Raw genomic sequence first — 17,793 nt, forward strand, 5'->3', positions numbered from 1 at the left:
CTCCTGCCTGTCAGGCGATATCGAACTTGACGCCCTGGGCAAGGGGCAATGTCCGGCCATAGTTCAGCGTATTGGTCGCGCGGCGCATATAGGCCTTCCAGGAATCGGAGCCGGATTCGCGACCGCCTCCAGTTTCCTTTTCGCCACCAAAGGCGCCACCGATTTCCGCACCTGACGGGCCGATATTGACATTGGCGATGCCGCAATCAGATCCGCGTGCCGAGATGAAGGTTTCCGCCTCGCGCATGTCATTGGTAAAGATGGACGACGACAGGCCCTGCGGCACACCATTGTGCAGGTCGAGCACGGCGTCGAAGTCGGAATACTTCATGACATAGAGGATAGGCGCGAATGTTTCCTCAGTGACCGGACCGCACTGCGACGGCATCTCGACAACAGCCGGGCGGACGTAATAGGCGTCAGCGGCTTCTGCTTCCAGAACGCGTTCGCCGCCGGTCACTGCGCCGCCTTCCGCTTTGGCAGCTTCGATGGCCTTTTGCATCCGTTCGAATGAGGCTTTGTCGATCAGCGGGCCGACAAGATTTCCGTCAACAGTTGGATTGCCGATCGTAACCGATTGGTAAGCCTTCTTCAGGCGTGGCACGAGGTTGTCATAGACGCTGTCGTGGACGAAAAGACGGCGAAGCGTTGTGCAGCGCTGACCGGCTGTCCCCATGGCAGCGAAGGCAACGCCCCGCAATGTCAGGTCCAGGTCCGCGGTCGGGGTAATGATGGCGGCGTTGTTGCCGCCCAGTTCCAGAATGGCGCGTGCAAAGCGCTTCGCTAGCCGTGGTCCAACGGCGCGACCCATGGCCGTGGAACCGGTCGCAGAAACCAGCGGCACCTTCGGGTGGTCGACCAGAACCTCACCGATATCGCGGCTGCCGATGAGAAGCGACGAGAGGTTGGCCGGTGCCTTTCCGCCCTCGGCTACGAAACGCTTGAGCGCCTTTTCAAAAATTGCCTGCGTGGCCAGTGCCGTTAGTGGCGTCTTCTCAGAGGGCTTCCAGACGGTGGCATTGCCGCAGACCAGCGCTAGTGCCGCGTTCCAGGCCCAGACCGCAACCGGAAAATTGAAGGCAGAAATGATGCCGACGACACCGAGCGGATGCCAGGTTTCCATCATGCGATGATCCGCCCGTTCCGTGGCGATGGTCAGGCCGTAGAGCTGGCGTGAGAGACCGACAGCGAAATCGCAGATGTCGATCATTTCCTGTACTTCGCCTAAGCCCTCGGACGTGATCTTGCCGACCTCGATGGAGACGAGTTTGCCGAGATCCGTCTTGGCCGCGCGCAGTTCCTCACCGAGGAGACGAATAAGCTCCCCGCGCTTGGGGGCTGGTACCAGGCGCCATTCCTGAAAAGCCTGCTGCGCCGCATCAATGACGGACTGAGCCTGCTGCGATGTCAGCTCAGGAAGACGCCCGATTTCGGTGCCAGTAATGGGAGATCGGACGGCCAATGTTCCACCTTTATAGGCAGAAGGTGCCACACCGAGTTTTGCAAGGATGGTATCCGCTTCGGCGGCAAGGTTCAGAGTGGCGAGGCTCATCTTGGTCCTTCTTGTCTTCTGGTCATGATCATCTGATCGTTCAGCACTTAAAATCGATCGCCCGCAAGGTGAGCAATCTGTGCTCCAACCTCGTAATAGGCTTCCTTGATCGGTCTCATCAGCGGTTCGGTTGGTTCCGTCAGCGGCAGCGGCAGATCAGCTTCTGGCAATTCGCCCAGAACATGCGCAGCGAGAACCTTGCCGAACACCGTACCCGGTGAGATGCCGCGTCCGTTATAGCCCGAAAATCCGATGACGCGATCGGCGAATTTGTGAAAGCGCGGCAGGGCGTTGTCGGTCATGCCGATCTGGCCATACCATTCGGCCTCGAATTCCACTTCGCCCAGTTGTGGGAACAGCTTGGCAAGGGCGCGACGGGCCCAGCCTTTGTGGATTGCCGTCCCGGTGCCTCGCAGTGCGCCAACAGATCCAAACACCAGGCGGCCCCTGGCATCCATGCGGAAGGATGAGAGAATCTCCTTCGTGTCCCAGCAGCCCTCGCGCTCCGGCAGAATGGAGCGCCGCAGATTGTCGGAGAGGGGCGTGGTCGCGAGGTTGAAATAGGGTAGATAAACCTGCTCCCGCCGCACTGTCTCGAATGGGCCGGTGCTATAGGCATCCGTTGCGACGATCACCCAGTTTGCGGTCACGCTGCCGGTGCCGGTGGAAACGATATGGCGTTGCCCGCGAACCTGCCAGCCGATGACCGGGCTTCCCGTATGCAGCAGGGCGCCCGCCTTGATGGCGGCATTGGCCAGACCCCGAGCATAGGCGAGTGGCTGGAGCGTTCCTGCGCGACGATCCAGCAGCGCACCGCGATAAGCGCGCGTGCCGATACGTCGTTCCGTTTCTGCTGCATCGAGCAGTTCAACGGGCGCACCTCGCTTCTGCCACTGCCGCGCGCGCTCTTCGATTTCTTTCAAGCCATCGTCGCCGACCGCACAATGAAGGGTGCCCGAGCGCGTCAACTCGCATTCTATTGCGTGCTGTTCAATGAGTGCCATGACCGTTTGAGGGCCGTTGCCGAGGAGGTTCAGCAGGCGTTCGCCGTGGATCTCTCCAAGTTCGCCGGGAAGATCGTCCGGCATGACCCACATTCCCGCATTGATGAGGCCCACATTTCGTCCGGCACCACCAAAGCCGATGTCCTTGGCCTCCAGCAGGATAACGGAGCGTCCCGCCTGCGCAAGGTGCAGAGCCGCAGACAGGCCCGTATAGCCGCCACCGATGATGACGATTTCGGCCGTCCTGTCGCCGGTGAGTGGCGTCGTCGGCGGGGCGGCAGGTGCAGTCTTTGCCCACAGGCCGTGGGTGCGGGGATCATTGAGCATGGATCATCGTTCCGAAGGCTTGACGACCTATCTTTACAGCCGCGTCAAAGGCGTGAATATCGAATTCTTCTCATCAGTTCATTCTCAGGAGGAATGATCTCGCAATGTTGCCGCCGCGCCGATTTCTGCCTTCATTTTCGCTTCTGGCCGCTTTCGAGGCCGCGGCACGCACCGGCAGTGTCACCGCAGCAGCCAATGAACTGGGTCTGACGCAAAGCGCGGTGAGCCGCCAGATCTCGTCTCTGGAAAGGCAGCTCGGTGTGGCCCTGTTTCTGCGCGAGCGGCAGACGATCCGCCTGACGATTGCCGGTGATACCTACGCAAGAGAGGTCCGCGAGGCGTTGCGACGCATCTCCAATGCATCCCTCAATTTGCGGGCCAACCCGGCTGGCGGGACGCTGAACCTTGCCATCCTGCCCTTTTTCGGCAGTCGCTGGTTGACCCCACGCCTGCCACGGTTTCTGGAACGTCATCCCGGCGTCGTGGTCAATCTGATTACCCGGCTTGAGCCATTCGACTTCCGTTTCGATACTCTCGATGCCGCGATTCATTTCGGAGAGCCACGCTGGCCAGGCGCAAGCCTTTCCGTGTTGACGGACGAAGATGTGATCCCCGTCTGTGCCCCCGCTTACCTGTCGCGTGATGATCTCCGGTCTTGCGACGATCTGCGTGGCGCATCTCTGCTGCATCTCAATTCGCGTCCAGACGCCTGGGAGAACTGGTTTACCTCACGAGGCATCGAATTCGAGGCTCTGCACGGAATGCTGTTCGACCAGTTTTCTACCATGCTTGAAGCTGCGGTCGCGGGTATGGGGCTTGCTCTTATGCCCCGATTTCTGATTGATCGCGAACTGGATGAGCGCTTGCTTGTGCCAGCCATTGAGACCTCTCCACTCCACAGCGGTCGTTACTTTCTGGCCTATCCACCGGAGCGCGGCTCCTATCCGCCACTTGCGGCGTTCAGAACCTGGATTGTCGAGGAGGCTGCAAGAACGCAGGACCGGGTTGCACGAAGCAGTCGCATCGGCCAATAGTTTCGTTCACACGTCAACCACGGCTGGCCGACAGCCTGAGATACGGGAAAATGACATGAAGCCGATTTTCGTCCAGTTGCGCTGTGCGCCGGGCAAGACCTACGAAGTGGCTGATGCCATTTACAAGACCGAACTGGTTTCCGAACTCTATTCCACCAGCGGCGACTGGGACCTGCTCCTGAAGATCTACATCGGCGAGGGAGAAGAGATCGGGAAGTTCGTGAATGAAAAGATTGCATCCATTCCCGGAATCGAGCGCTCTCTTACAACGCTCACATTTACCGCGTTCTGATGCGAACAACGCGACCGCCCTTCACATGTTGGGCGGTCCGCTCGTTCGGGATATTTAAGGTTCAGGCGACTGCCCGACGGTCGGCGATGGCTTGATCGCGGACGTGATTGCGAATTGCGAGACGCACCTCATCAGCAGATGAAAAACGTTGCTCGTCCAGATCGATGACGTGAAACTTGACCGCGATGAACTTCAAGCGATCGTTGTCGGGAACAACGATGCCAACGGGCTCGCCAGCGTATTCGATAACCTGCTTTTGCATGGTCATACTCCTAGTGTGGCTGCGTGACGCAGCGATGACGAATTAGACTTTTCAGACGGTTTTCGGGTGAAACGTCACATTCGACAGCGCGGGGTGGAGATCTGGCCCACGCGTTTCACAACAGACGCATCGCAAATAAGAGAAGTGCGGATCATAAGCGTCATTGTCACTCCCTCGTTCGTGTTGCGCTTCTCCGGACTGAACCTTCTTCGGCTCGTCTCAGGTGTTTTGGACCATAAGCGAGTCGAAGCTCCAGTTCAATCGGAATTATGAATAGCTAGAATTTTTTTCTGTTTGATGACAGCAATCGGGCAGATGTGTGAAATCTTGTTCGCGCATCTGCCTTTGTATAGGATTGCGATCACATTCGCTCACGCTCGCTCTCAAATTGGGGATCTGGCTTGTCTTGAGGCTCGAGATCGCGTGCCTGTTCGTCCTGCCCGGATTCGACGGCGGGCAGGCAGGCAGCCAAAGCTTCCACGAATTCTGCGACTGCGCCCTCCGATAGCGTGAGCGGTGCAACAACGCTGATTGCATCCGATGCCGTGGGAGGCGACACCAGGACGCCGAGGCCTTGAAGAAGGTTTGCGACCTCGGTGGCGTCCAAGCCGGAAAGCTTCAATCGAAGATCGAGACCGGATCCTTCTATACCGATGAGTGCAGGATTCCTGTTTGATAGCTCTTCCAGTCTGGTCCATAGAAGGTCCGCAGCATTCGACGCCTCACGCCGCAGCGCTGCGTCATCAAGGGCATCCAGAACTGCCAGACCCATACGACAAGCCACCGCTGTCGCATCGGGTTGCGGCAGTTCAAGTCCATCCGGCAGTACCGATCGACTGATGATGACGGCTGCCAGCCGCTCCTGGGGAACAGGCGAACCGGTGATGACAATATCCGGAGTTTGCTCTGCCGTCTGAAACGACCAGGCGTTTTTGCCGTTGCGCCAGAAGCCGGATTGCCTTTCGTCTGCAATCAAGACGGCATCCGGATCATCAAACAGCTTGTCCGCCAATTGCCGTGCAATCTCCATGGCCTGCGTTTCGTCGGTCAGAGCAAGAACGGTATCAAGATGGCCCGGCATGTCCTGAAGCAGGGCGGCCTGATACTCCGCTTCCAGGCTGGTCCCGACTGTGCCTCCGAGCGTGAGCCATTGGCGGTAAGCTGCTTCTGCAAGCACTCCATGCCCATAGCCGAGAATGCCTGCTGACCCTGTCAAATCAATCCGGCGGTGACCGAAGCTGTCGAAAAGATACTCATTCCAGCCTCGCACATAGCCTTCCCCGGCTACATCGGGCGCATCCACATTGAGACCGAGCACCATAGAAGGAGACAGGACCAGACGTTTCCAAAGCCCCAGTTCGTTTCCGGAACAGAACAAGGGCGGATCCACGTCCGGCGAGCGTGCAAGGCGAATGCGCAATCCACCGACGGATCCCTCCGGACCGCCGACCGACCCCAGACGGTCGCCCGCAAACAACATGGTCCCCTCTGCCAAGACCGTTTCAACGCCTTCGAGATAGAGAGTGGCATCCTTGCCGGAAAGAATGAGCGGGCCGCTTGTCTGCTTTACGGTGCCTCCGAACGGAGCGGCCACTGTGGCTCCAGCCGGCAGACAGATATCGATATGAAGGGCGACGTTGCGAGCGTCAGCATCCGCCGAACCACGAGATAGACGATACTCTCCGAAGCGGGTGGCCCCCATTTTTGTTTCCCAGGCGATTCGTGCCAGGAGACGCCAATCGATCTCGGGGTCGTTCCAGTTACCGTCCACAAAAAGCGGGCTCGTTGCGGAGAGATCGACAAGACGGAGATCCTGGAGAACCAGTTCCGGCAGAAGCGGTAGAAATTCTGCCGTTTCTGGCAAGGGCCACTCAACGGCTTGCAGGATGGCTGCATGCATTACGCCGGGTTCAACGTCGGCTGCCTTCTCAAAGCCGGTTCTGCTTTCCTGTAGTTTTGGGCTAGCGCTGACGTCCTTAGACGCAAGCTCATGCTGTGCACGCTCACGCGCAACAGTGGCAACGACCAGTGGCCAAAGCGCTGTCAGTTCCGCTTCGGTCAGGGGAAGTTCGGCGTGGAATGCCTTGATGGCTGGCAGAACGGACAATGCACCGCCCGTGCCGCGCTGCAGGATTTCTGCGCAGACGCCGGCCAGAGACGCGACAACCCAGCCGCTACCCAAAAGCTCCGGGCTGGTAAAGCCGGTCGGTACCCAACCGGCTTCCCCCGGCAGGCCAACCAGATTATCGCCAATCGGCCGATGATGGATCAATTGAACGCGCAGTTGCTCGCCCAAAGGCTGAATCTGTCGAAGCGCGGTCACGGTGGCGCGAGCGATTGGATCGCGCACCAAAGGTTCGGTGAGATTTCTCAGGCAATGAACAACCTGTGGCCCGACCTGCCGCAGATCTTGATCGACGATTAGCTGAGACGTTTGGGTAGCATGTCCCTCAACATCCGAAATGGCGACAAGATCGCGAGACAACTGGGCGGCAAATGTTCCGATCCGGCCAATCTCCAGATCCGAGAGCTCCGCAAGATCCGGCATGGGCTCCCCGGGCGGAAACGCAAAAAGACGTGCAAAAGCCTGATCGCCTTCCGCAAGACTTCCGTCCAGGCTGATCAGATCCGCTCCCTGCTGGGCTGCAAGCGGTTCCGGTGCGCCGATACGCCCTGTCTCTCCTCGCAACCGATGCAGCAGCTCGTGCTCGATCTTGAAGCGCTCGAATAGCTGTTGTTCTTCGCCGAAATCGAGCCTGCAGGTAACTTCTTCGTACCGAATGAAGAAGCGCGGTGGGTCGATATCGACGGGTAAGACTTCCCCGGCCAGGCCATAGTGCTCGGCAACGAATTCGTCGGCTTCAGGCCAGTAAGCTGACTGCTCGCCGTCGTTCATGGCTTCAGGGCTTGTCTCGTACTCAGCGTCAGCCATCGCTACTCCCCCGGAAGGCTGTTGATTTATAAGGAGAATAGCGCGATCAGCGCCTGCGTCCATAGCATTCGTTGAAACGCGTGTGGCTATAAGTGCTAAAGAGACAGCGAATCAGGTTGCAATGGACCGCTCAAGCAGTCTGAAACGCATCAGTTGCGGACGATAAAGACAGCTAGCTTGGCGGGTAGCGATGTGTTCCGCCTCGGTAGTCACTCACGGAATAACAGCCGTCGTCAGCCGCCTGAACAGCCTGAGGTCCGAGCACTGCCTTGCCGTGCCCGCCGGGTATGTCGAGAACGTAAGTCGGCTGGCAGAGGCCGGAGAGATTGCCACGAAGGGCAGCAACGATTTCCTGGCCCCGGGCGATATCCAATCGAAAATGACTGGTGCCGGGCGCGAGATCCGCGTGATGAAGATAGTAAGGCTTCACCCGCGCCTCAACGAAGGCGCGCATCAAAGCCGCCAGTACATCCGGATCGTCGTTGACGCCCTTCAGAAGCACGGTCTGGCTGACCATCGCAATCCCGGCATCAATCAATGTTGCGCAGGCAGCGCGCGCCTCATCCGTCATTTCGCGGGGATGGTTGGCATGAAGTGCGACATAGACCGCCTTGCCGCTCTGCCGAAGGGCGTCGACCAGATCCTGATTGATGGCTTGCGGATCGACGACGGGAACGCGGGAATGCAATCGGACGATCTTCACATGTTCAATGGAACGCAGCCTGTTCATGATCTCGGCAAGACGTCTCGGAGAGAGAACCAGCGGGTCTCCGCCCGTCAGAATGACCTCCCAGATTTCGGTTCGGGAGCGGATATAGTCCAGCGCATCCTGCAATTCTGTCGGTGACAGTGTGCCGTCGCCCGTCGGTCCGACCATTTCGCGACGGAAGCAAAAGCGGCAATAGACCGGGCAGATATGAACAGCCTTCAGAAGGACACGGTCTGGATAGCGATGTACGATACCTCGCACGGGGCTGTGCGCGCCGTCTCCGATCGGGTCCGCACGTTCTTCGTTCGTCGTCGTCAGTTCTGCAATATCCGGTATGAACTGCCGGGCAATTGGATCGTCGGGAGCGCCGCGATCAATCAGGTCGACCACGGTGTGGGTTAAGGCAATCGCATAGCGCTCAGCGACCGCCTGAGCGTCGGCCAGATGCTCCTGCGAGATCAGGTCTGCGTCCAGCAGTTCGGATGGTGTCTTGAGCGGGCGTGTTGCCATCATCGATAATCCGCGACCGGCGCCCACATGACCTGATCGATCCGGAGCGCACCAGTCGCCAGCATGACGAGTCGGTCGAAGCCGAGTGCGATGCCGCTTGAGTTGGGCATGATGGCAAGTGCCGCCAGAAAGTCTTCATCGAGCGGATAGGATTCACCGTAAACGCGCATCTTCTCCGCCATTTCGGCCTCGAAGCGCAGGCGTTGCTCCACCGGATCGGTCAATTCTCCAAAGGCATTGGCGAGTTCGACCCCGCAGGCATAGAGTTCGAACCGTTCCGCCACGCGTGGATCGTCGGAAGAAGGTCGCGCCAGAGCGGCCTCGGATACCGGATATCGGTCGAGGATCGTCATCTGTCCGTCTCCCAGATTTGGTTCGATCTTTTCGACCAGCACACGAGAGTAGAGATCTGTCCATGTATCGTCGTCTGCGTGGCGGATGCCGGCTTTACCTAATTGGTTGGCCAGAGCCACTCGGTCCGTCGTCCCGTCTTCACTGATCGTCGCCAGGATGTCGATGTCGGCAAATTTGCGGAATGCATCCGCGACGCTCAGTCTTTCTGCCGGGATGAACGGATTGCAGATCATGCCGCGATAGCTGAAAAGTGTTGTGCCCGCCGTCTTGGCTGCGAGTGCAACGAGGTCGGCACAATCGGCCATCAGCTGCGTATAGTCTTCGCCAACCCGATACCATTCCAGCATCGTGAACTCAGGGTGATGAAGCGGCCCCCGTTCTCGGTTCCGAAAGACATGCGAAAAGCAGCTTATGCGTCGCTCACCCGCCGCCAGCAACTTCTTGCAGGCGAATTCCGGGGAGGTGTGCAGATGCAAGGGCAGGGCTCGGCCGTCGGTTGTCAAGGCAATCGTCGAAAAGGCATGCAGATGCGCTTCGTTTCCGGGCGAAACTTGCAGGGTCGCGGTATCGACTTCGAGAAATTCGTTCGCGTCGAAATAGGCGCGGAAGGCCGACTGGATACGATTACGGCCGACAAGGAAGGGTCTACGATCGGCATGAACATCCGGCCGCCACCAGAACGAGGGCGAAAACGGGCTTTCTTGCGACACGAGATAGCTTTCCTTTCCGGCTTTCTTCTTGCGCCTTGACTGCAAAGGCTTCCACTTTCCGCGGATTTGAGGTAGTTGCGCGCCTTGAAGAAAGATCAAGCGTCAACGGTCCGTCGGCTGATTGGTCCTCTACGACGCATTCCACGCACTGACAAGCCAAGGCAGTCACAAGGAAACCCTATGGTCAAGATTATCGCCTCCTCCGTCCGCAAGGGCAATGTTCTCGATGTGGACGGCAAGCTTTACGTCGTTTTGACGGCGCAGAATTTCCATCCCGGCAAGGGCACACCGGTCACCCAGGTGGACATGCGCCGTATCGTCGATGGTGTGAAGGTCTCCGAGCGCTGGCGCACGACCGAGCAGGTCGAGCGCGCTTTCGTGGAAGACGTGAACTTCCAGTACCTTTATGAGGATGGCGAAGGCTTCCACTTCATGAACCCGGAGAGCTACGATCAGGTTGTCGTCAGCGCCGAGACCATGGGTGACCAGAAGGCCTACCTGCAGGAAGGCATGACCTGCATCCTGTCCATGCACGAAGGTGTTGCGCTGGCTCTTCAGCTTCCTCGCCATGTAACGTTGGAAATCGTCGAGACCGAGCCGGTCGTCAAGGGCCAGACGGCTTCGTCTTCCTACAAGCCAGCCATTCTTTCCAACGGTCTCCGGACCCTGGTGCCGCCTCATATCGACGCTGGCACGCGAGTCGTCATCGCGACCGAAGACAACTCCTACGTCGAGCGCGCCAAAGATTGATCCGGCTACGGTCCAACCTTTCCGACAAAGCGGGCCTCGGCCCGCTTTTTTTATGGCCATAAAGAAAGCCCCGGATCGAAGGCTCGATCCGGGGCTTTGCGGTTACTTGCTCTGCCTAATGGCGGTTTACTGCGCCTTTGCAGCCTTGGCTGCTGCAACGATCGTTGGGCCCTTCTGGGTGCTGGTGCCCCAAGCGTAACCGCCTCCGAGCGCGACGTTGAGTGCAACATAGTCCTGTGCCTGCTGCTGGATGGCCTGCGCAAGGCTTGCCTGAGCATTCGACACCTGACGCTGGGCATCCAGAACGTCGAGCAGCGAGGACGCACCATCACGATAGCTGGCTGTCGCAAGCTGAAGCGCTTCCTGATAGGATTTTACGGTGTTGCGAAGGGCTGCAACCGTACGGCCATCACGCTGCACGGCAGCGAGCGCATTCTCTACTTCCTGAATACCGGTCAACACTGTCGACTTCCAGGCGAGATAGGCTTCACGCGCCTGCGATTCGGCAGCACTCAGATTCGCACGCAGCTGACCGCCATCGAAGATCGGCAGGTTGAGCGTGGGACCGAAGGACCAGGAGATACGGTGAGCATCGGAGCCACCGACGAACTTTGTGTAGGCTGGTGTGATGGAGCCGCCAAGGCTGATCGACGGGTAGAGTTGTGATTCGGCAACGCCGATATTCGCAGTCGCCGCGGCAAGCTGGCGCTCAGCCGCGCGAATATCAGGACGATTGCGAATGAGATCAGCCGGAACCCCTGCCTGAATATTGAAGCGAGCGACCGGCTGTGCACCGCTACGCTGCAATTCATCGACCAGAGACGACGCAGGCATGCCGAGAAGGGTGGCAATGCGGTGTGCTGCCTGACGGAACTGGGTCTCGAAGCCGGGGATCTGCGCGATACTCGTGTTGACGAGGCCTTCAGCCTGAACGACATCCAGGCGCGAGGCGGCGCCAGCCTGAAGCTGAAGCTGTGTGAGATCCAGCGTTTCGCGGCGAGATTTAACGTCTTGCTGCGCCAGTGCGATGCGCTGCTGGAAATAGCGGGCATCGATATAGGCGCCAGCGACTGATGAAAGCAGCGAGAGCCGGGCGACATCGACGTTTGCATATGCGGCATCAAGGCTTGCCAGAGCACTTTCCTTGGCACGCCGATAGCGACCAAAGAGATCAATGAACCAAGAGGCATCGAGAGAGACTGCCACAGCTGTGGACGGTGGCGACGATACCTGTGTTCCCTTGTAACCCTTGGTACCGCTGCGCTGCTCTTGTGCGGAGAAGGTCAGGTTCGGCAAGCCGCCGGCAGCGTTCGCGGTCACGCTCGCCTCAGCCTGAGTGATTCGCTCCAGCGCCTGAAGAACAGACAGGTTCTGATCCAGACCCTTCTGGATGTAACCATCAAGACGGCGGTCGCGGAATGCCGTCCACCACGCTTCCTGGGCAATGTTGCCGTTGCTGCGGACGCTACCTTCCTTGAACTTTGCTGGAAGTGCGATCTCTGGAGCCTTGTGATCTGGTCCGAGGACGCAGCTGGACAGCAGGAGCATGACAAGAGGGGCTGCTGCGCGAATGGAGGTCATGTGAGCATCCTGGTTTGACGAAATACTTTTAAGCCTCGGGCCTTCGGCTGCGTCTCAGTGTGGAGAAGCAGCCATCCGTCAGCCTTAATTGTTAACGAAAGGCGGCCAAAGGTTAACCCGGGGATTTTTTACCGCCTGAAAGCTTTCGCACCACTACAAAAAACGATGGGACGAAGAAAATTCCGAGGAGTGTTGCAGAAAGCATACCACCCAGCACCCCGATGCCGATCGAGTTCTGAGCGGCCGAACCCGCGCCGGTCGCGATTGCGAGCGGTACAACGCCCAGAATAAAGGCCAGGGACGTCATGATGATTGGCCTCAATCGCAGACGAGCTGCTTCAAGGGTCGCATCGATGATCCCTACGCCTGCCGCCTGCCGATCCTTTGCGAATTCCACGATCAGGATCGCGTTCTTGGCAGCCAGGCCAATTGTCGTCAGCAGTCCGACCTTGAAGTAGACGTCATTGGACTGACCGAAGAGCAAAGCTGCTCCTAAGGCTCCCAAGACGCCCACAGGCACGGCCATGATGACCGAGAACGGAATTGACCAGCTTTCGTAGAGAGCAGCGAGGCACAGGAAGACGATCAGAACCGAGAGCGCGTACAGGAGCGGCGCCTGCGAGCCCGACAGGCGTTCCTGATAGGAGATGCCCTGCCACGCCACAGTGTAGCCGCCACCCAGCTGGGACGTCAGCTGTTCCATGGTGTCCATGGCCGTGCCCGAACTTACGCCTGCACCGGCCGAGCCATCCAGCGAGATTGCGCTGACGCCATTGAAGCGGCTGAGGGTAGGCGCGCCGCTGACCCATTGGGTCTTCATGAAGGAGGAGAAGGGAACCATCTCTCCCTGCGTGTTGCGTGCATACCAGCTGTTGATCGAATCAGCCTGCATGCGATACGCCGCATCGCCCTGGACGTAGACGGGTTTCAACTCGTTGTTCAGCGTGAAATCGTTCACATCCCTGCCAGCGAAAATCACCGAGAGCATGGAGTTGACCGTAGCGATATCCAGACCCATGGCCCCCATCTTTTCCTGATCGAGCAGGAATTTCAGCTGAGTTTCGGCCGGAGGATTGTTCGAACGCAGGGCGGATACGTTAGGATTGGAGTTGCCCTGCTGGATAAGTCGGTTGGTCGCCGCAGTTAACGCCTGCGTGCCGGTCTTGCCGCTGTCGACCACATACATGGAGAAGCCGCTTGATGTTCCCAGACCCGGAATCGCCGGTGGCTGAAGAGGGAAGACCTGAGCGTCACGCAGAGTGAAGAAGTAACCCATTGCGCGCTGCACCACTGAAGATGCAGCCAGCTTGGGGTCTTCGCGCAAGTCGAAGTCTTTCAGCTTTGCGAAGACAATGCCGTAGTTCTGGCCTGAACCGGTGAATGAGAAGCCAGAGACCGCAAAAACGTCCTGAATGGCATCCTTTTCCTTGTCCAGGTAGTAGCTCTCGATCTTCTTGATGATCTCTTCCGTCCGCGCCTGCGTGGCGCCATTGGGAAGCTGTATGATCGTCAGCAGAACGCCCTGGTCTTCCTGCGGAAGAAATGAATTGGGCAGACGCGTAAACAACCATCCGCAGCCACCGATAATGATGGCGAACATCAGCATGACGCGCAGTGGTCGCTTGAGCATGTAGCCGACGGTCGACGTGTAGCCGTTGGTCGTGCGATCGAAGTTCCGGTTGAACCATCCGGCAATTCCGCGCTTCGGGCCATGGCCTGTCGGCTTGAGGATGGTTGCGCAAAGCGCAGGTGTCAGAACGATCGCCACCAAGGCGGAGAGCAGCATTGCCGAGACAATGGTGATTGAGAACTGGCGGTAGATGATGCCGGTCGAGCCTCCGAAGAAGGCCATCGGGATGAACACGGCCGTGAGGACGAGCGCGATACCGACGATGGCGCCGGTGATCTCGCCCATCGACTTTTCCGTCGCTTCCAGCGGGGACAGCCCCTCGTCGGTCATGATTCGTTCGACGTTCTCCACCACGACGATCGCATCGTCGACGAGCAGGCCGATTGCCAGAACCATTGCGAACATCGTCAAGGTATTGATCGAGTACCCCGCAAGCGCAAGGATCCCGAAGGTTCCCAGCAAGACCACCGGCACGGCAATCATCGGAATGAATGTCGCGCGGAGGTTCTGAAGGAAGATCAGGAGCACGACGAAAACGAGGATGATGGCTTCGATCAGGGTATGGACAACCTTTTCGATCGAGAGCTGGACGAATGGCGACGTATCATACGGATAGGTGATGATGACGTTTTCTGGCAGTGAAGATGCCACGCTGCTCAAGGCGGACTTGACGCGTGCGGCAGTATCCAGTGCATTCGCTCCGGTCGCGAGGTTGACGGCGAAGCCGGTAGCCGGCTTGCCGTTGGAGCGGGAGTTCGTCGAATAGCTTTCCTGACCGATTTCGATGCGCGCCACATCGCTGAGGCGCACCGTCGCGCCGCCTGTCTCCGTCTTCAAGATGATTGACTTGAAGTCGTCCACGGTCTGCAACTGGCTTTGGGCCGTCACAGTAACGCTGATCTGCTGACCCTTTACCACAGGCAGGCCACCTAGAGATCCAACCGAGACCTGCTGGTTCTGTGCCTGGATGGCCGCAGTCACGTCAGTCGGAGTCAACTGAAACTTGTTCAGCTTGAATGGATCAAGCCAGATCCGCATCGCATAGCCGGTGCCGAACACCTGAATGCTACCGACGCCTTCGAGTCTCTTGATCTGATCTTCGATCTGCGTGCTGAAGATGTCACCAAGCTCCACCGGCATGCGCTTCGAATCGGTCGAGACGAGCGCGCCGACGAGCAGAATGCTGGATGTGGACCGGGTAACCGTGATGCCAGCCGTCTGGACGACATCGGGCAGTTGTGACTGAACCAGCTGCAGTTTGTTCTGTACCTGGACCTGAGCAATATCGGGGTCGATGGTATTGCCGAATGTCAGGGTGACGGTTGCAGAACCGGTGCTTGAGGAGGATGTCATATAGGTCAGATCATCCAGCCCGGTCATGCCGTCCTCAATGATCGTCGTTACGGACTTTTCAACGGTTTCCGCGCTTGCGCCGGTGTAGGTTGCCGAGATGCGAACCGTGGTCGGGGCGATTTCCGGGTATTGTGCAACGGAAAGCGTGGTGATCGCCAATCCACCGCCAAGCATGATGATGATCGCGATGACCCAAGCAAAGATCGGTCGGCGAATGAAAAATTTGGCCATTGGTTATTCCTTGACGCCTGACTTTCGTGCCGACTAGCTTTAAGGTTTTGCAGGGGAAGCTGCCGGAGGCTGAGCTGCGGCCTGCTCGACGACGAAGCCGTTTTCATCAAGCTTGGCGTCAACCGGTGCGACCACAGCACCCTCTGCGATCCATTGGAAGCCATCGACGATCAGCTTGTCGCCGTCCTTGATATTGCTCGTGACCAGCCAGTTCGTGCCCGAAAGCTGGGTGTTATCGAAAGTGCGCGTTTCGACCTTGTTCTCGGCGGTGACAAATTTCGCTGTCAGAGAGCCGTTTGCATTACGGTTTGCGGCTCGCTGAGGAATGAGAAAACCATTCTCGTAGCCGACGATGACCGTTGCGCGAAGGTAAGTGCCCGGCAGGATGAGGTTGTTCGGATTATCGAAGACAGCACGGATCTGGTAGGTTCCGGTTGTCTCGCTGACGGCCATCTCGGCCATATCGAGCTTTCCAGTCTTGTCGTATTTCGTGCCATCTTCCAGTGTAAGCGTTATATCGGCCTCGGTAGGGCTTCCTTTGAGGCGACCGGCCGCAATGGCGGAGCGCAATTCGAGCAGGTTGGCACTGGAGTCGGTCAAATCGACGTAGATTGGATCGATTCGCCGCAGTGTTGTCAGTGCTGTCGTCTGATTGGCGGTTACAATATTGCCGATGCTGACAGTCGAGATGGTCGTCACGCCATCGAAGGGTGCCTTGATTTCGGTATATCCCAGATTGATCTGGGCGCTCTGGAGAGCCGCTTTTGCCTGCGCAACATCAGCCTGCGCCTGCAGTAGCGTTACCCGGGCATTCTCATATTCGATCTGTGTCGCGCCGCTATTGACCAAGCGTTCATAGCGATTGAGGTTGGCTTGAGCACTCGGCACGCTTGCTTCAGCTTTCGCAAGGGCAGCCTTTGCTTCCTCCAGCGAGGCGGCATAGGTGTCATCGTCGATCTTATAAAGAACGTCGCCAGCCTTGACCGTGCTTCCTTCCTTGAATTTGATCTGCTCGATCATGCCATTCACGCGCGGGCGAATCTCGGCGGTCTGGAAAGCAACGGCCCGACCCGGCAGAACCCGAGTTACAGGCTGTTCTGCCTGTTTCATTGTGACCACACTCACTTTCGAAGGTGGCCTCTGCTGTCCGCCTCCCGCTGCCTGGTTTGCTCCAGCCTTCTGGTTTCCCTGCTCACTGCAGCCCACGAGTGCGAGTGACAGCATGAGCGGAAGAACGTAACGACGTGTGTTCATGAGGCGGGATCCGGTTTCGTGGGGCAATCGGCAATTAGATGCGGGCTTGATAATGGAGCAAGTTCGACGCCAAGCAAGCGAACTGCGCGCGCAAAGGCGCACGATCCGTGCATTCAACATAGAACGTTAAAGTGACGTAATTCACAAATCGTCACTTAGCAAGTGGATTCTGCAGTGCAATATTCACAAGTTCGACAATTTCATCGCATCGAGTTTCGAGCTCTTCCATAGGAGTACGGACGAGGAAGACGGGATGAAGAATGGTCACGAAAGCTGCCGCGACAGCTCTGCTGCGCGCCGGAATGTCCCGACAATAATAGATATTTGATTCGATGCCGTGCCGTATGAGACCTGCGAACAGTCCTTCGATCATTTCGCCATAGCGCGCGCCGCTGGCCATTTCCGTTTCGGACAGGATGAGCAGCATCTCAATCATGTAAGGTGCGGTCTTGAAGGCTGCCAGATGCATGGCCATCAACTGGTGCGCAACGCTTCGCAAGCGGTCTGGTGCAGGCTCCTCCACGTTCAGAGCCTGCAACTGTGCTGCCATATTCTCGATGCTGCGTTGGCAGATAGCATCGGCCAATGCGACCTTTGAGTGAAAATGCTTGAAGACATTGGCAGGCGACATACCGAGTGCCTGTGCCACGTGCGCGATCGAAGAGCCAGCTATGCCGCGTTCGGTGAACACCCGCTCGGCCATATCCAGGATTTCAGCTCTTGTGTCCTCAGCTTTTCGTCTTGGTCTACGCACGTGGCCGTTTCTGCCTTTGATTTTCTTTCGACGTTCAGCCCTTGGAATAATAGGGTTCCAGGTTCGATCGCAGGCGCGCATGGATATCGACATCTGCAGAGATGGGATCGATGACCTTGCCCGTAATCTTGTTGTAGGCGTCACGGTAGACGCGCGCTGTCGCTTCAACAAGATCCCCCGGGATTGTCGGAATGTCATCCTTGTAAGGATCGCATCGCTCGGCGACCCAGTTGCGAACGAAATCCTTGTCAAAACTCTCGGGCTTCTCACCTGCCTCAAAGCGGCTCTGGTAGCTATCCGCCATCCAGTAGCGACTGCTGTCGGGCGTATGGATTTCGTCGGCCAGAATGATCGTTCCGGATTCGTCGACCCCGAACTCATACTTCGTATCAACCAGAATCAGTCCATTCTTCGCTGCCAATGTCTGACCGCGATCAAACAGTGCCAGAGCGTATCCACTAACGACGTCCCACTGTGCTTGTGTCAACAAACCGCCTTCCACGATCTCCTTCTCAGAAAGCGGTTCATCATGGCCGCCATCGAAAGCCTTGCTC

14 protein-coding genes (1 of these 14 cut by a window edge) are annotated in these 17,793 nt (G+C 57.9%); 3 read left to right on the forward strand and 11 right to left on the reverse strand.

The window, feature by feature from the left end:
- Positions 1-10 precede the first annotated feature (10 nt).
- Both amaB and G6N80_RS11320 read right to left on the reverse strand, forming a co-directional pair.
- Positions 11-1,552 (reverse strand): L-piperidine-6-carboxylate dehydrogenase, encoded by a 1,542-nt coding sequence (gene amaB, locus G6N80_RS11315; RefSeq protein ID WP_165133859.1) that lies wholly within the window; start codon positions 1,550-1,552, stop codon positions 11-13.
- Positions 1,553-1,599: 47 nt separating this feature from the next.
- Positions 1,600-2,883, reverse strand: a complete 1,284-nt coding sequence (locus G6N80_RS11320; protein ID WP_165133862.1) for an NAD(P)/FAD-dependent oxidoreductase — start codon at positions 2,881-2,883, stop codon at positions 1,600-1,602.
- 104 nt (positions 2,884-2,987) lie between these two features.
- Here G6N80_RS11320 and G6N80_RS11325 point away from each other — a divergent pair, with 104 nt between their 5' ends.
- Positions 2,988-3,917, forward strand: a complete 930-nt coding sequence (locus G6N80_RS11325) for a LysR family transcriptional regulator (RefSeq protein WP_165133865.1) — start codon at positions 2,988-2,990, stop codon at positions 3,915-3,917.
- 55 nt (positions 3,918-3,972) lie between these two features.
- Positions 3,973-4,209 carry an Lrp/AsnC ligand binding domain-containing protein gene (locus tag G6N80_RS11330; RefSeq protein WP_062557211.1) on the forward strand — a complete coding sequence of 79 codons (237 nt, stop codon included), beginning with the start codon at positions 3,973-3,975 and terminating at the stop codon, positions 4,207-4,209.
- A 61-nt stretch (positions 4,210-4,270) separates the two neighbouring features.
- Here the strand turns inward: G6N80_RS11330 and G6N80_RS11335 are convergent, their stop codons facing one another.
- The 4 genes from G6N80_RS11335 to epmA form a co-directional block, all read right to left on the reverse strand.
- A complete protein-coding gene (locus tag G6N80_RS11335; protein ID WP_062557210.1) occupies positions 4,271-4,471 on the reverse strand; it encodes a hypothetical protein in 201 nt (66 codons plus the stop codon).
- Positions 4,472-4,832: 361 nt separating this feature from the next.
- Positions 4,833-7,403, reverse strand: a complete 2,571-nt coding sequence (locus G6N80_RS11340) for an aminotransferase class III-fold pyridoxal phosphate-dependent enzyme (RefSeq protein WP_165133868.1) — start codon at positions 7,401-7,403, stop codon at positions 4,833-4,835.
- A 172-nt stretch (positions 7,404-7,575) separates the two neighbouring features.
- The gene (locus tag G6N80_RS11345) at positions 7,576-8,625 is read right to left on the reverse strand and encodes a lysine-2,3-aminomutase-like protein (RefSeq protein ID WP_165133871.1); all 1,050 of its coding nucleotides are present in this window, start codon (positions 8,623-8,625) and stop codon (positions 7,576-7,578) included.
- The gene (gene epmA / locus G6N80_RS11350) at positions 8,622-9,686 is read right to left on the reverse strand and encodes an EF-P lysine aminoacylase EpmA (protein WP_165133874.1); all 1,065 of its coding nucleotides are present in this window, start codon (positions 9,684-9,686) and stop codon (positions 8,622-8,624) included. Before epmA ends, G6N80_RS11345 begins: the two co-directional genes overlap by 4 nt.
- A gap of 180 nt (positions 9,687-9,866) precedes the next feature.
- On the opposite strand from epmA, the gene efp reads away from it, so the two are divergent.
- Entirely contained in the window at positions 9,867-10,436 is a 570-nt protein-coding gene (efp, locus tag G6N80_RS11355; RefSeq protein ID WP_062557207.1) for an elongation factor P, read from the forward strand.
- Positions 10,437-10,562: 126 nt separating this feature from the next.
- On the opposite strand, the gene G6N80_RS11360 is transcribed toward efp, so the two are convergent.
- The 5 genes from G6N80_RS11360 to G6N80_RS11380 form a co-directional block, all read right to left on the reverse strand.
- Positions 10,563-12,017 (reverse strand): efflux transporter outer membrane subunit, encoded by a 1,455-nt coding sequence (locus G6N80_RS11360; protein ID WP_165133877.1) that lies wholly within the window; start codon positions 12,015-12,017, stop codon positions 10,563-10,565.
- Between the two features lie 112 nt (positions 12,018-12,129).
- On the reverse strand, positions 12,130-15,231 hold the full coding sequence (locus tag G6N80_RS11365; protein ID WP_165133880.1) for an efflux RND transporter permease subunit: 3,102 nt from the start codon (positions 15,229-15,231) through the stop codon (positions 12,130-12,132).
- A gap of 39 nt (positions 15,232-15,270) precedes the next feature.
- On the reverse strand, positions 15,271-16,485 hold the full coding sequence (locus G6N80_RS11370) for an efflux RND transporter periplasmic adaptor subunit (RefSeq protein ID WP_246251478.1): 1,215 nt from the start codon (positions 16,483-16,485) through the stop codon (positions 15,271-15,273).
- 151 nt (positions 16,486-16,636) lie between these two features.
- Positions 16,637-17,188: a TetR/AcrR family transcriptional regulator gene (locus tag G6N80_RS11375; protein ID WP_165133883.1), complete on the reverse strand. Its 552-nt coding sequence runs from the start codon at positions 17,186-17,188 to the stop codon at positions 16,637-16,639.
- Between the two features lie 85 nt (positions 17,189-17,273).
- Positions 17,274-17,793, reverse strand: the 3' portion of a protein-coding gene (locus G6N80_RS11380) for a phosphoribosylaminoimidazolesuccinocarboxamide synthase (RefSeq protein WP_165133886.1). Its footprint extends 431 nt past the window's final position; 520 of the gene's 951 nt are visible here — the last part of the coding sequence; its start codon lies off the right edge, out of view — the gene reads right to left on this strand; its stop codon occupies positions 17,274-17,276.

This window comes from Rhizobium rhizoryzae (assembly GCF_011046895.1).
GTDB classification, from domain to species: domain Bacteria; phylum Pseudomonadota; class Alphaproteobacteria; order Rhizobiales; family Rhizobiaceae; genus Neorhizobium; species Neorhizobium rhizoryzae.

Bases quoted from the DNA above. Each gene is read 5' to 3' on its own strand.
- G6N80_RS11360 (WP_165133877.1), bottom strand. From the start codon at position 12,017: ATGACCTCCATTCGCGCAGCAGCCCCTCTTGTCATGCTCCTGCTGTCC.
- G6N80_RS11340 (WP_165133868.1), bottom strand. From the start codon at position 7,403: ATGGCTGACGCTGAGTACGAGACAAGCCCTGAAGCCATGAACGACGGC.
- amaB (WP_165133859.1), bottom strand. From the start codon at position 1,552: ATGAGCCTCGCCACTCTGAACCTTGCCGCCGAAGCGGATACCATCCTT.
- G6N80_RS11365 (WP_165133880.1), bottom strand. From the start codon at position 15,231: ATGGCCAAATTTTTCATTCGCCGACCGATCTTTGCTTGGGTCATCGCG.
- efp (WP_062557207.1), top strand. From the start codon at position 9,867: ATGGTCAAGATTATCGCCTCCTCCGTCCGCAAGGGCAATGTTCTCGAT.
- G6N80_RS11375 (WP_165133883.1), bottom strand. From the start codon at position 17,188: ATGGCCGAGCGGGTGTTCACCGAACGCGGCATAGCTGGCTCTTCGATC.
- G6N80_RS11370 (WP_246251478.1), bottom strand. From the start codon at position 16,485: ATGAACACACGTCGTTACGTTCTTCCGCTCATGCTGTCACTCGCACTC.
- G6N80_RS11330 (WP_062557211.1), top strand. From the start codon at position 3,973: ATGAAGCCGATTTTCGTCCAGTTGCGCTGTGCGCCGGGCAAGACCTAC.
- G6N80_RS11325 (WP_165133865.1), top strand. From the start codon at position 2,988: ATGTTGCCGCCGCGCCGATTTCTGCCTTCATTTTCGCTTCTGGCCGCT.
- G6N80_RS11320 (WP_165133862.1), bottom strand. From the start codon at position 2,883: ATGCTCAATGATCCCCGCACCCACGGCCTGTGGGCAAAGACTGCACCT.
- G6N80_RS11335 (WP_062557210.1), bottom strand. From the start codon at position 4,471: ATGCAAAAGCAGGTTATCGAATACGCTGGCGAGCCCGTTGGCATCGTT.
- G6N80_RS11345 (WP_165133871.1), bottom strand. From the start codon at position 8,625: ATGATGGCAACACGCCCGCTCAAGACACCATCCGAACTGCTGGACGCA.